The 14,156-nt window shown below is 47.8% G+C and carries 10 protein-coding genes; 6 read left to right on the top strand and 4 right to left on the bottom strand.

Going from position 1 to position 14,156, the window contains the following annotated elements; all coding sequences use genetic code 11:
• Positions 1 to 73 precede the first annotated feature (73 nt).
• From V1467_RS18310 to V1467_RS18295, 4 genes are all read left to right on the top strand, one after another.
• On the top strand, positions 74 to 886 hold the full coding sequence (locus V1467_RS18310; RefSeq protein ID WP_416306419.1) for a UDP-2,3-diacylglucosamine diphosphatase: 813 nt from the start codon (positions 74 to 76) through the stop codon (positions 884 to 886).
• Positions 887 to 989: 103 nt separating this feature from the next.
• Positions 990 to 2,714, top strand: a complete 1,725-nt coding sequence (locus tag V1467_RS18305; protein WP_416306418.1) for a GNAT family N-acyltransferase — start codon at positions 990 to 992, stop codon at positions 2,712 to 2,714.
• Positions 2,715 to 2,931: 217 nt separating this feature from the next.
• On the top strand, positions 2,932 to 4,602 hold the full coding sequence (locus V1467_RS18300; RefSeq protein ID WP_416306417.1) for an autotransporter assembly complex protein TamA: 1,671 nt from the start codon (positions 2,932 to 2,934) through the stop codon (positions 4,600 to 4,602).
• Positions 4,599 to 8,393 carry a translocation/assembly module TamB domain-containing protein gene (locus tag V1467_RS18295; protein WP_416306416.1) on the top strand — a complete coding sequence of 1,265 codons (3,795 nt, stop codon included), beginning with the start codon at positions 4,599 to 4,601 and terminating at the stop codon, positions 8,391 to 8,393. Before V1467_RS18300 ends, V1467_RS18295 begins: the two co-directional genes overlap by 4 nt.
• Before the next feature lie 41 nt (positions 8,394 to 8,434).
• On the opposite strand, the gene V1467_RS18290 is transcribed toward V1467_RS18295, so the two are convergent.
• Entirely contained in the window at positions 8,435 to 8,920 is a 486-nt protein-coding gene (locus tag V1467_RS18290) for a GNAT family N-acetyltransferase (RefSeq protein ID WP_416306415.1), read from the bottom strand.
• 4 nt (positions 8,921 to 8,924) lie between these two features.
• A complete protein-coding gene (locus V1467_RS18285; RefSeq protein ID WP_416306414.1) occupies positions 8,925 to 9,650 on the bottom strand; it encodes an EAL domain-containing protein in 726 nt (241 codons plus the stop codon).
• A gap of 164 nt (positions 9,651 to 9,814) precedes the next feature.
• On the opposite strand from V1467_RS18285, the gene panP reads away from it, so the two are divergent.
• Positions 9,815 to 11,413, top strand: a complete 1,599-nt coding sequence (gene panP / locus V1467_RS18280) for a pyridoxal-dependent aspartate 1-decarboxylase PanP (RefSeq protein WP_416306413.1) — start codon at positions 9,815 to 9,817, stop codon at positions 11,411 to 11,413.
• Positions 11,414 to 11,772: 359 nt separating this feature from the next.
• Entirely contained in the window at positions 11,773 to 12,435 is a 663-nt protein-coding gene (locus V1467_RS18275) for a PEP-CTERM sorting domain-containing protein (RefSeq protein ID WP_416306412.1), read from the top strand.
• On the opposite strand, the gene panC is transcribed toward V1467_RS18275, so the two are convergent.
• Both panC and panB read right to left on the bottom strand, forming a co-directional pair.
• Positions 12,436 to 13,293: a pantoate--beta-alanine ligase gene (gene panC, locus V1467_RS18270; protein ID WP_416306411.1), complete on the bottom strand. Its 858-nt coding sequence runs from the start codon at positions 13,291 to 13,293 to the stop codon at positions 12,436 to 12,438.
• An 8-nt stretch (positions 13,294 to 13,301) separates the two neighbouring features.
• Complete coding sequence (gene panB / locus V1467_RS18265) at positions 13,302 to 14,096, bottom strand: 3-methyl-2-oxobutanoate hydroxymethyltransferase (protein ID WP_416306410.1); 795 nt, start codon at positions 14,094 to 14,096, stop codon at positions 13,302 to 13,304.
• Between the last annotated feature and the right edge of the window lie 60 nt (positions 14,097 to 14,156).

Here is a 14,156-nt window from a genome sequence, read left to right as displayed (position 1 = left end):
TTGTTCAAATAACTTTAATATAACTGTAAAGCCCGGCGTGAATCATAGACCAAACCGCAGCAGGGGTATTGGCATGACAAAGTCAACGCATTATCGCACGGTCTGGTTATCAGACATTCATTTGGGCTGTAAGGACTGCAAGGCTGAGTACTTACTGGATTTTCTGACTCACAATAAAATTGATACGCTTTATTTGGTGGGGGATATCGTCGATATGTGGGCGATGAGCCGCCAGTTTTTATGGCCAAAATCGCATAATCTATTATTCCACACGCTTATTTCACTACCGAATAAAGGCACCCGGGTGATTTACCTGCCGGGTAATCATGATGAACCCGCGCAGAAATACGATGGTATGATGTTTGGTGATATCGAAATTCATCGTGAATACATTCATACCACTGCCGCGGGTAAAAAATTACTGTTATTGCATGGAGACCAGTTTGATCAGGAAGTCTGTTTTGGCGCTTTCCATGCGTGGATTGGTGACAAGATGTACGACTTGTTGCTGTTTCTGAATCGCTGGTACAACCGGATTCGGACAATGATGGGGTTTCCATACTGGTCGTTGGCTGGCTATATCAAAAGTCGGGTTAAAGGCGCCAACGAGGCAATTTCCCGTTATAAGCAGGCCTGTATTGACCGTGCCAGTGAGATGGGCATGGACGGGGTCGTCTGCGGCCATATTCATCACCCCGAGATTGATGAGCAAGACGGAATCACTTACTGCAACGACGGCGACTGGATTGAGAATTGCTCGGCGCTGACCGAAAATGCGCAGGGACAACTGAATCTGGTGTACTGGGCAAAAGTTACCGCCAGTGAAAAATTACACAGTATTCCGGTTCGTCAGCAGGCGTCGGCGAATAAACAAAAAGCGGCATAATATGACGCTTAGTCTGTCATAAAATCGCCATCAATCTGGAATATTTCGTTCATAAAGGTTCACTACACTGTTTATTGGGTCCATTCAAACAGGTAGTGGCTTTATGTTTACCGTGGCTGATGTAATACACAAAAATTATCCGCAACTGGAACAGAAATCCTGGTTGTCCAAACCGGTTAGTTTACTTCTCCGTCATCTCTTGCACGAAAAAGAATGTATTGAATTTGGCGAAATCTATCCGCACCTGCAAGGGGTAGAATTTATCGAACAGGTGCTGGAGTACTTTAATTTCAGCTATTCTGCCCGAGAAGTAGAGAAAGAACGCATCCCGGCCCAGGGACGGATTGTGATAATCGCCAATCACCCTATCGGCTCGCTCGACGGCCTGGCGCTGCTTAAATTGCTGTCTGATATTCGACAGGACATCAAGGTAGTGGCCAACCAGATGTTAATGGCTATTCAGCCGTTACATTCGATGTTGCTGCCGGTTAACAATATGCAAGGCGGTACTGCGAAAGATTGTATCCACAATATTCAGGCCCATCTGGAAAACGAAGGTGCGTTGATTATTTTCCCTGCCGGTGAAGTCTCCCGTCTCAGCCCGGGAGGGGTGCGTGATACCGAGTGGCGCAGTGGTTTTTTACGTATCGCCAAAGCGGCCAAATCGCCGATTCTGCCAATTTTTATGGATGGCAAAAATTCACCGTTATTCTACGGCTTATCAATGATTTATAAACCGTTGGCGACGGCGTTGCTGGTTAAAGAAATGTTCAAGCAGCGCAGTAAGCACTTACCTATTCGAATTGGTGAACTTATCCCTTACGAGTCCTATGGCAACAACGGTATTACGCTGGCTCAACAAACCAAGCTGTTCAAAAAGCATCTATACCGGATTGGTACAGATAAAAAGTCTATTTTTCAGACCCAGAAAGCCATTGCCCCTGCGGAAAATCGTAAAGAGCTTCGTAAGGCCATTCAGCGAGATTGTGAGCTGCTGGATGTGACTCCCGATAATAAAGAAATTTATTTATATCAGTACCAGGGCAGTTCACCCATTTTGCGCGAGATTGGTCGCTTACGTGAAGTGGCTTTTAGAGCGGTTGGCGAAGGCAGTAATCTGCGTCGTGATATTGATCGTTTTGATAACGACTACTTTCACCTGATACTGTGGGACAGGGACGAGTTGGAAATTGTTGGTGCTTATCGATTTGGTAACGCCAAGAAACTGGTGGCCGAACAAGGCAAAGCCGGATTGTATTCCGCCAGTCTGTTCAATTACGGTCAGTCGATGGACCCTTATTTTGAGCAAGGCTTGGAATTGGGGCGCAGTTTTGTGCAACCACGTTATTGGGGCAAACGCAGTCTGGATTATTTATGGATTGGCATTGGCGCTTTTTTGCAGCGTCATCCCGACTATCGCTATTTATTTGGAGCAGTCAGTTTAAGTAACAGTTACCCGGTGGCTGCCAAAGATTTACTGATTCAGTTTTATACAGTGTATTTTGGTTCGAATGGTCAAATCGCTGAATCCAAGTCTCCCTATTCCCTGCCACAAGGATTGGAGTCATCCTTCACTGGCCAAGATTACAAAAAAGATTTCACCACGCTTAAGCATTTACTGGCGAATATGGGCGTAGCGGTGCCGACTCTGTACAAGCAATACACCGAGCTATGTGAGCCGGGCGGTGTGCAGTTTTTGAGTTTTGGCGTGGATCCGGATTTTAACGATTGTGTCGATGGTCTGGTGCTAGTGGATTTGGACAAGCTCAAAGAAAAGCGTCGTCAACGCTATATGCCCAATCGACAGGCTTCAAATCAAGCAGCTTGAATGGTTAGGGCGTGTTGTGGCGAAATATTTGAGTTGAATTTATTGGGTTGTCAAACCTGAAGGTTGATATCTCCTTTAATACAGGAAAATCCTACGCAGGCTTTTAAAAGTTGTTAATATAAAAGCCTGTCTTATCGATTTGGGAACCTGTGGATTGCTGCTGCGCCTCACCATCAATGTATTTCTGCTTTTAGTTGGCTGCTGGGCGATAAATTGTTTGGCTGATCCCGCCAAATTTGAAGTGCAAGGACTTGAGGATAAGCAAGTACAGCAGAATGTGATGATGCATCTGCAGACTCTGGATGCGCCATCGAACGAATTCCAGTTCGAAGATTTCCAGACCCAGATTGAAAAGAAAACCAGACTAGCGTTGCAGGTGTATGGCTATTACCAGGCCAATATCATCGCGACACGTAAAGACCCCGCCGGCCAACTTTGGCAACTCACTATTCAGCCTGGCCCCGTTACTTATGTGAACGAACTGACCTTGCAATTACAAGGTGACGGATCCGAAGATGAAGCACTAAAAAAATTGTTAGCTGAACTGCCTTTGATCAAGGGCATGCGCCTTAACCACGCCTATTACGAGTTAAGCAAATCCCGGATCCAGAGTCTTGCTTTGGCCCGTGGCTATTTTGATTTTCAATTTAGCCAGCACCAGATAAAAGTTGATCAAGACAGCAACAGCGCAAAGATTGTATTGATTGTTGACACCGGACAGCGCTACCGTTTTGGCCAAATTCGCCTACCTGCAGAAGAGCGTACATTAGCACTGGTTAATCAAGTGATGCCGTTTAAACAGGGCGACCATTACCAGGCCAGCAAGCTGGCTGATTTAAGTCTGGCGCTTAAACAAACCCAGTATTTCCGGCACGTACTAGTTCGTCCCCTGGTGTCTGACGCTGTAGATAGCGAGGTGCCTATCGAGATCACACTGGTGCATAAACCCAGAGACAACTTTGATTTGGGAGGCGGTATTTCCTCGGATGATGTGGGGTTGCGTTTTAAAGCCAAATGGGAACGCCCCTGGGTTAACCAGTATGGCCATTCAATGGGAGCGGAAATATTCACTTCCAGCATCGAACAGCATTTAACCGTTGATTATAAAATTCCGGTCGAGGATCCGGTAAAAAACTTTGTTAATTTTCAGGCCGGCTTTCAGGCGCTTAAAGATAATGATACCGACAGCCGTAAAATGACATTAGCCGTGCAACGGCATCGGGAGGTGGGCGAATTTGAGTGGCAACGTATTGATTTCCTGCGTTATGAACATGAAGAATATCGTCAGGGCAGCGAGCCATTGCAAAGCTCCAATTTATTTATTCCCGGCGTCACGTATAGCAGGCTGCGCAGTCGCGGTGGTCTGGATATGGACTGGGGAGACAAACAGATGATTACCGTTGAAGTGGCAGGCAAAGACGCTGGCTCCGACGTTAATATGTTACGTGTATCCGCCTTGTCACGCTGGTTAAGAAGTGTTGGTGAGCATCGCTTTTTGTTTCGTGCTGAGGGCGGAGCAATCGCTACGGACGAATTTTCCGATATCCCTTCCAGTTTGCGTTATTTTGCCGGAGGTGACCAAAGTGTGCGTGGTTTCGGCTACCGCAATCTGGCGCCGCTGGATGAAAATGGTGAGCTGATTGGGGCACGTTATCTGGCGGTAGCCAGTGCCGAGTATTCCTACCCGGTTGCAGATGAATGGAGGGCAGCGGTATTTTTCGATGTAGGTAATGCCTTTGATGATTTTAACGAAAAATTTGCTACCGGCGTGGGAGTCGGCGGGATCTGGTTATCACCGGTCGGCCCAATCCGAATTTATGTTGCACGTGGACAAAGTGATACTGAACAAACCTGGCGACTGCATCTATTAATGGGGCCGTCGCTATGAGCCGCAAGCTGTTATTGCGGACTGGCTTGGGCTTGTTACTACTACTGACCGGACTGCTTATTTTTCTGCTGTCTCCCTGGGGAACCCGTTTAGCGATTGGTATCGCGGATAATCAGCTGGATGCGTTGCAGGTGGAATATCAAAGTGGTGGGCTGGCGTCACAGGTAAAGCTGACATCCGTGAGCTGGCAGGATGACAGCATTCAACTGAAGGTCGACAACGTCATTATCGATATGGATGTCGGCTGTCTGTTTGGATTTAATCTATGTTTTAACCGACTGGGCAGTGGTGCTATCAACGCTGAGTTGAAAAATTCGACCGAGAGCGCGGATGATTCACCACCCCTTGAAGCGGTCAGTTTGCCGGTGGGGATTAAAGTCCGTCAATTACAACTGGGTCAGTTGCATCTTGCTATGCCGGAACAGTGGCAATTAAGCTGGCAGTCGCTGGAAAGCCAGCTTGAAATGGATCGGGCGTTGCGGGTTAAAAAACTGAATATTGCGGACTTGAGCTGGCGACAACTCTCTGCGGCGCAGAATAACCGACAAGCTAGCAACCCTGCCGGTGCTGCGTCACAGCCACTGGATTTCACCTATCAGCCAATTAACTTGCCTGAAATTACCTTACCCTTGTCGTTTAACTTGCAGGCAGTTCAGCTTGCTCCCTTGACTATAGAGCTGGCTGGAGCCGAGCCGCTCGAACTGAAATCTGTGCAGCTGGCGGCCAATGGTAAGCAGCACAAGATCAATTTATCGCAATTGCTAGTGCAGCATCAGGACTTCACCCTTAAAGCACAGGCAGAAGCCACCTTATCCGACGATTATCCGCATTCGTTATCGCTGAATATTGCCAGCAGCAAAAAACCTTATCAGCAACAAAAACTCAAATTTACCTCCAGCGGGGATATCAGCGATCTGCGCGCCAATCTGGAGATCAGTGGCCCGATGATGGCCAACGCCGAGCTAAAAGCGGATTTAACTTCGGCGGCGTTGCCAATCTATTTACAGGCCAACTGGCAAAACTTGCGCTGGCCATTGGAGCAGCCTGAGTATGAGTCATCTACAGGCAAGTTGTTGCTAGAGGGTGATCTGAATCATGCCAAATTGCAGGCATCCGCGCTGGCAAAAGGTCAAGATATTCCCCCCTTGGATGTGGTTTTGGCGGCACAGGGAAATCAGCAGTCGATCCGAATTGAAAATCTGCTGGTCAAATTGTTAGAAGGTGATGTTCAGGCGCAAGGACAGCTGGATATACAGGAGCCAATTAGCTGGACAGGCGGACTGAAAATAAACCATATCCACGCCGAGCAGTTCTGGCCAGAGTTACACAGCAATATCAGTGGTTCATTGCAAACGCAGGCGAGTTACGCAGCCGATCATTGGCAGGCACAATTAACCGAACTGGATATTGCCGGTCAATGGCTGTCATATCCATTGAATATCAGCGGTAAGGTCGATGCAGATAGTCGCCAGGGGGTGAAACTGGAAAACTTGCTTGTTCGTAATGGCGACAATCGGCTTGGACTAAATGGCAGCCTGGATCCGCAGCAGCAATTGGATATGCAACTGGATGTGCAGGCGGCTGATTTAACTCAACTGCTGCCCGGTCTGGCCGGAACCTTGCAATTACGCGCCCAGGCGCAGGGAAGTCTGGAGCAGCCCAAGGTTGAATTTGAGCTGTCTGGCCAGCAATGGCAATACGACGAATGGGCGGTGGGACAAACACAGGGTAATGGCAAGCTGGAATGGAACGATGTCAAGCCGGTGGATCTGTCGTTGCACATGCAACAAGTGAGCAGTATTAATCATCAGCTGGACTACATTGATATTGACCTCAAGGGTAATGCAGATAGTCACCAGTTAAATATTGATAGTCAGGGCGAGAACGCTTCCTTTTTGGCCAAATTTGATGGCCAATTAACCGAACATCAATGGTCTGGACAATGGTTGCGGGGCAAGGTGAAGTCAAATTATGTCCATCTGACGTTACAGCAACCCTTTGATGTTCAGCTTGATTGGCAAAAACAACGTTATCAGGTTTCTCCGCATTGCTGGCAACAGGAACAAAGTTCGTTATGCGTCAAACAAGCGGAGTTTTTGCAGGATCAGGCACATTGGGATATGGCAGTGCAAAACCTGCAAATAACGCCCTTATTGAGCCGGTTGGTACCCAGCATGGCGGATGTGCAATCGGATAGTCTGCTTAGTATGCAGTTTAGCGGAGACTGGGATGGACAGGGTTTACCGCTAGCCGAATTACACGCCAGCTTGTCGCCAGCCAAGTGGCGCACAGCTCAAACCGGTAATATTAATCTGGCGCTTGAGCAGTTTGAAATTTCAGCCAATATTGATCAGCAACAAGCTAATTTGCGGGCTCAGGTTAATGGCAGTCAGATTGGTCAGTTGGAGGTGGATGTGCAGGTTGATCCGCAACCAGGTGATCGCAACATATCCGGCACGGTTAAATTAAACCAGTTTGATTTACATCCTTTTATCAGTCTATTACCTGAACTGGACAGATTGGCGGGTATTGTAAATGCCGACACCCGGATTGAAGGCACGCTTGAACAGCCGTTGTTCTATGGTCAAGTGAGTATCAAGGATGGCGAGCTCTCAGGTAGTAGTATTCCAGTAGTCGTTACCCAGCTACAACAAAATATCGAACTGCAGGGCCAATACGGTGAGATAGACGGCAGTTATCAGTTAGGTTCCGGTAAAGGAACGGTGACCGGCCAGATCCACTGGTTACCGGAATTCACTGGTGAATTGAATATTGCAGGGCAGGAACTGGAACTGACTTATCAGAGTATGTTGCGAGGGACGCTTTCACCCGATATCAATGTAAAATTCGAGCCTGCCAGAATTGATGTCAGCGGTCAGGTTACGGTGCCCTATGCCAGAGTCAAATTGCGCGAGCTTCCCGAAAGCGCAGTGTCACCGTCCAAGGATGTAGTGATTGTCAGTGAAGAGGACAAGATCAGTCCGTTGCAACAACGTTTGAATCTGGATCTGCAAATCCAGATCGATCCACAAAAACGTAATGAAGTGAAGCTGGACGCATTTGGCTTGACTACTGATTTACGCGGTGAATTACGCTTGCAACAGATTAAGGATAACCTGTTGGGCAATGGCGAAGTGAGTTTGCATAACGGGCGTTATCGCGCTTACGGGCAGAACTTGCTTATCCGCGAAGGAGAAATTCTGTTTCACGGCCCTATCGACGCACCGCATATTGCTCTTGAAGCCGTGCGCGACCCGGCCTTGACCGCAGATGATGTGGTCGCCGGGATCCGGGTTAATGGCAGTATAGATCGACCTGAAGTAACGGTATTTTCTGATCCGGTGATGGAACAGCCACAAAGCTTGTCGTATCTATTGCGCGGACGGGGATTGGAAAGCGGTAATGATGAAGGGCAAGACGCTCTACTGACCACCATGTTGTTGGGTTTCGGGGTCGGACGCAGCGAAGGTCTGGTCGGTAATGTTGGCAACAAACTGGGTGTTGAAGATCTGACACTGGACACCTCCGGACAAGGTGACAATACCAAGCTGGCATTAACCGGTTATATTGCGCCTGGCGTGCAATTACGCTATGGCTTGGGGGTTTTTAACTCGGCGTCGGAAATTGCCTTGCGTTATGAGCTGATGCCGCAACTTTATCTAGAGGCGGTAAGTGGTTTAAGTAATGCACTGGATCTGTATTACAGCTTTAGTATTGATGATGACAAGGAAGACAAGGAAGACAAGGAAGACAAGGAAGACAAGGATGATACTCGGGATAAACAGCAATAGTTAACCTGAATTCATACAGCAAAGATCAACACGCCCTAATCTCAGCCTAAAGTCATTTCCATTACCACCACTTGATGGCCGTTGTAGATAACCGTCTCTAGCGGCTTGAATCCCAGCTTGGTGTATATCCCGCCATCCAGTTGCTCAGATTGTAAATGCAGCTTTTTGATTCCGGCCCGTTTGGCTCGCTGAATAATGTCACTTACCAATAACGATGCAATCCCCTTCCCGCGGGCCTGTTCATCCACATAAACCCCGCCTACCCAGAACTCTCTGTCAGGATAAATATCCATCTCACGTATTTTTAGCTGCGCCGCTCCGAGCAGTTGCTTGTCCGTTTTCGCCATAACCAGCAGCGGAGCCGAGGTTTGTTGCAGATAGCCGGCGACATCCTGCTCAACACCGGTCAAGTTACTGGTGGGATTGGTCTGACCCCACTGGTAATAGTACCAGCGGGCAATAGTGGTGATCGCTTGCGGATAATCGGCTAATAATGCCAGCTGCACAGTCGGGGTAACGTCTGGCAAAACCTTATCCCTCAAGTTCTTCGGCCTCAGCCTGAGGATGGCTGAAATAGTAGCCCTGTCCGTAATTGACATTTAACGCTTTGACGGCCATCAGCGTTGCCTTGTCTTCAATATGTTCGGCGATTACCTGAATGTGATTAATTTTGGCTTGTTCGAGCAGATGAATAGCAAAATCCTTGGCTTGTTGATTGGTAGGAAACTGTTTGACCAACGCACCGTCCAGTTTTATGCCGTCAATGGGCAACTGCAATATTTGTCGGTAATTGCTGGACGTGGCAGCAAAACGATCCAGAAAGACCTTAATCTTCAATGACTGGCATATTTCTACAAATTTCAGGAAAGCCTGGCGATGTTTGATCGCCGTTGCTGCGACGACTTCTAAAGTGACCCGTTGCGGGTTCGGATAACCTTCCAGGTGGTTGACCAGAAAATTGATAAACTCCTGATCCTGGATGTCATGTTCGCTGATATTGATGCTCCAGCCCATATTGATATCGTGAAAATATTGGGCGCTTAAATGAAAGATGTGCTGGGCCAACTCGCCAAAACATTGTTCTTTCTCGACCAGAGTCAAAAATTCACTGGGTAAAAACATTTGATCGTTAGAAGTCACCAGACGCGCCAGACACTCATAACTAATGACGGAATGATCGGCCAGATTCAGAATCGGTTGGAAATAGGGAACAATATTGTCGATATCAAATCCATCAACGACGTCGCTTATATGCATAATATCCATTCTTAAACATAGTGTTAGGCCTATCATATGCCAGTTTTGCCGATCAACAAAATGCATCTTGCGGCGGCGACATTTTCTCCGTCAGTCCGATAATTATTGGTCAGTGATGTTAATTTGGGGTAAAGTCCGATTTTTTATCCTCCGAGGAAGCCTGATTGAATAAAGCCCGTGCCAGTATGGAGCACCTGTACCGTGTGTTTACAGCGCCGGAAGGTCGGGAATCAAAGCTTGCCCAGATTGAACAGCACCTATCGGCCAATCTGGCCGATTTTTTATCTCGCCATGTGGTTGCAACCGCCACCTCGCTGGAAGACATTGAACAACACTTTGATGATTTTACTGTGCCGGAAGATCCGCAGTTTGTCAGCGATCATGCGGAACATCTGTTAGAAAAACTGGTGGCCAATTCGGTTAATACCTACTCTCCGCAGTTTATTGGTCATATGACATCGGCGTTACCTTATTTCCATTTACCACTGGCTAAATTGCTGGTCGGGCTAAACCAGAATCTGGTCAAAATCGAAACGTCCAAGGCCTTTACGCCGCTTGAACGTCAGGTGCTTGGCATGATGCACCAACTGGTTTACGGCCATAACGAAAGCTTTTATCGGGCCCATTTGCATAGTGCCAATTATTCGTTAGGCGCGTTTTGTTCCGGTGGCACCATAGCCAATATCTCGGCATTATGGGTCGCGCGTAACCAGGCACTACCACCTGACGGAAGTTTTAAAGGTGTCAGCAAAAGCGGATTGCATGCGGCGTTACGTCATTATGGTTATCAGGATATGGTGGTAATCACCTCCAAGCGGGGTCACTACTCATTGAGTAAAGCTGCCGATGTGTTGGGGTTGGGTCGCCAGAATCTGGTTACCCTGGAGTGCCCGGAGCAAATTCTGGATCCACAACTGGCGCTGGTTGAAGGACAAAGGTTGCAGCAACAAGGGATTAAAGTATTGGCCATTGTCGGTATCGCCGGTACCACTGAAACCGGCCATGTCGATCCGCTTGATCAATTAGCCGATGTGGCAGGGCAGCTTGGCTGTCATTTTCACGTTGATGCGGCGTGGGGGGGAGCCACACTGTTTTCCAACCAACATCGTCACTTACTCAAAGGTATCGAGCGGGCTGACTCAGTGACGCTGGATGCACACAAGCAGATGTATGTGCCGATGGGAGCCGGAATGGTGCTGTTCAAGGATGCCAATGCCAGTAATGCGGTGCGCCATCATGCCGAGTATATTTTGCGTGAAGGTTCCAAAGATTTGGGGGCCAGCACGCTGGAAGGCTCACGCAATGGCATGGCAATGATGTTATATGCCTCTATTCATATCTTTGGGCGACAGGGTTATCAGTTATTAATCGACGAAAGCATTAACAAGGCGCGTCATTTTGCTAACCTGATCAAGCACCATGACGATTTTGAACTGATTACTGAACCCACTTTGTGTTTGCTCACCTATCGGTTATGTCCGGCTGCTGTGCAGCGCAGATTGCAGGATGATCCGGAAAATGCGGTGCAGCTGAATATGTTGCTGGATAATTTGACCGTAGCGGTGCAAAAAAGGCAACGTGAAGCGGGTAAATCTTTTGTTTCCCGCACCCGTCTGGCGACCCGTCGGTATGATGGCCAAACCATTACCGTATTTCGCGTGGTGCTGGCCAATCCATTGACGACGTCGACTCATTTGCAAGACATTTTGAATGAACAACTGGAGATTGCCCAACAAACCCGCACCTGGTTAAAACTTTCCTGACCCTAATAAACCCCAGCTCGGGATAAGCCACGCCTCTCAATAACGCTCTTTTTGCACCTGGCAGCGTTGGGCTTCCTAGTCATAGCCCGCTATGACGTACGAAACCCCGCCTTGCCAAGCACAAAAATGTCGTCATTGAGTAAACTATTTATTCAACAATGGTTGAGTGAATAATATAACTATTTGAATTATTTATCATTTGTAAATATAAACGACATTACTTATCCCGAGTTGGGGTTAATAAACAATCCCTATTAAAAAAGAGCATAGAAATAGTCAATTTTCGGCTTGCTGTAGCTGTGCTTAGCTTCTAGATTTAAGGTGGTTAATTTTTATACAGATCATTGCCCGGAGATCTCATGAAAAAGCATCTTGTCTGCCCAGTTATTTTACTCCTATTGGTTGTCTCCAGTGCATACAGCCCGCACGCCAATTCAGCGCTGATTACACACCGAGGGTATACCCTGGATACTAATACCCAGATATTTACTGATGGTGATGTGGAATGGTTGCGTTGGGATCTGACTGTGGGAATGAGCATTAATCAAGCGTTGACTTTATACCAGGCTGAAGGCTGGCGTCTGACCAGCAATAGCCAGATGGTGCAGTTATATAAAGACTTTTTTTCCGGGTTTGACTGGAACTCAACGTTGGGTAACGACGATATCAGCATAGGAGAGTATGTTGAGGTCAGATACTTTCAGGCATTCGCCAGTATTGTGGGTGTGACACTGGATGCATTCGGCGGCATCATTGACGTGTTGTATGGGGATGATCCTGATGCTGACGGCTATTACAGAATGGCCAGCGCTTACTATACGGATTATGATCCGGGGGCAGGCCTAGGATCTGATCAATTTAATCGTTCTGCCGATTATAATCGATCTGATGTCGGTATTGCGTTAAGCCGGGTTGTTACTCAGACGGTGGTTCCTGAGCCTGCCTCCCTCTGGGTGTTGATCACGGGGTTGCTTGTTATCGGCGGACTTAGCCGCCGGACGAAAATGTCCGGCTTAAACTGATTAATCGGACTGCAGCGATACACAAACGTTATCAATCAGGCGGGTTTTGCCTAAAAAGGCCGCTATCAAGATAACCAGGTTGTCATCTTCATGACCCGGGGGTAACAGTGTCTCGGCGCAGCGAATATCGATATAGTCGGTTTTAAAGCCCAAACTATTCAGTTCCTCGCTATAAATCTGGATTAATCTGGAAAAGTCTCTCCGGCCCAATTCAATATGATCGGCGATTTCCGTCATTACCCGGTATAGGTTCGGAGCCAATTTGCGTTGTTCAGCCGATAAATAGCCATTGCGGGAACTCAATGCCAGACCATCGGTGTCCCTGGCGGTTTCGACACCATGAATTTCCAGGTTCATGGATAAATCAGTCACCATGGTTTTAATCACTTGCAACTGCTGGAAATCTTTTTGACCAAAGAAAGCATGATTGGGCTGCACCATGTTAAACAACTTGCAGACGATGGTCGCGACGCCACGAAAATGACCGGGACGGCTGGCACCACAAATCATATAGGAAATCCCCGGTACTTCGACAAAGGTTTGCTGCTCCAGACCACGCGGGTAGATATCACTGGTTTTAGGCGTAAACACCAAATCAACGCCGAGTGCTTCCAATGCTGCGCAGTCCTGTTGCATGGTGCGTGGGTAGGCTTCCAGATCTTCGTTGGCGCCGAATTGCATCGGATTGACAAAAATAGACACCACCACAATATCAGCGATTTCCCGCGCCTTTTCGACAAGTAACAGATGCCCCTGATGTAAGTTGCCCATGGTCGGCACAAAGGCGATGACCTTGCCTGCCAACTGCCATTCACGGCGAATTTCCCGTAATGGCAAAATTTCACTGATAACTTGCATATTCGCCCTTAATTAAAGCTATGTTCGGCGTCTGGAAAACGGCCATCACGCACTTCTTCAATATACTGACTTACCGCGCTGCGAATATCGCCACATTGTGCCAAATAATTTTTGGAAAACTTCGGCATGTAGTTAGCACTGATACCCAGCATATCGTGCATGACCAATACCTGACCATCGGTGTGTGGCCCAGCACCAATACCAATAACCGGGATACTGAGCGCCTGGCTGATTTTTTGCCCCAGCGCAGTTGGAATACATTCCAGTACCAGCAACTGCATACCGGCCTTTTCCAGTATCAAGGCTTCTTCAAGTATTTTTTCTGCCTGCAGTTCGGAGCGACCTTGTACTTTAAAACCGCCAAATACGTGCACCGATTGTGGCGTTAAGCCCAAGTGACCACAGACGGGAACGCCACGGTCATTCAGATCGCGAAAGGTATCAGCCAACCAGCTACCGCCTTCCAGTTTGACCATGCTGGCCCCTGCGGCCATTAACTTGCCGGCACTTTGGAATGTTTGCTCGCGAGTGGCATAACTCATAAAGGGCATATCGGCGACGACGAAAGCCCGTTGCGTACCTTTGCGTACCGAACGGGTATGGTAGGCGATATCATCAACGCTGACCGGCAGAGTGTCATCTTGGCCTTGCAGTACCATTCCCAATGAGTCACCAATTAACGTGACGTCGATCCCCTGTTCATCAAACAATTTGGCAAAGCTGGCATCATAGGCAGTGATTACCGTGATTTTTTCGCCATTTTGTTTCATTGCCAACAGACTGGCAGTTGTGACTTTCTTCATTTTAGCTACCTCTGCTGTTGTCATTTGTGGAAAATTCGCACTATACGTATTTTTAATTTA

It is taken from the genome of Neptunicella plasticusilytica, from assembly GCF_047922965.1.
In the GTDB taxonomy this organism is placed as follows: domain Bacteria; phylum Pseudomonadota; class Gammaproteobacteria; order Enterobacterales; family Alteromonadaceae; genus Neptunicella; species Neptunicella plasticusilytica.
This window is presented reverse-complemented; position numbering and strand designations above follow the sequence as displayed.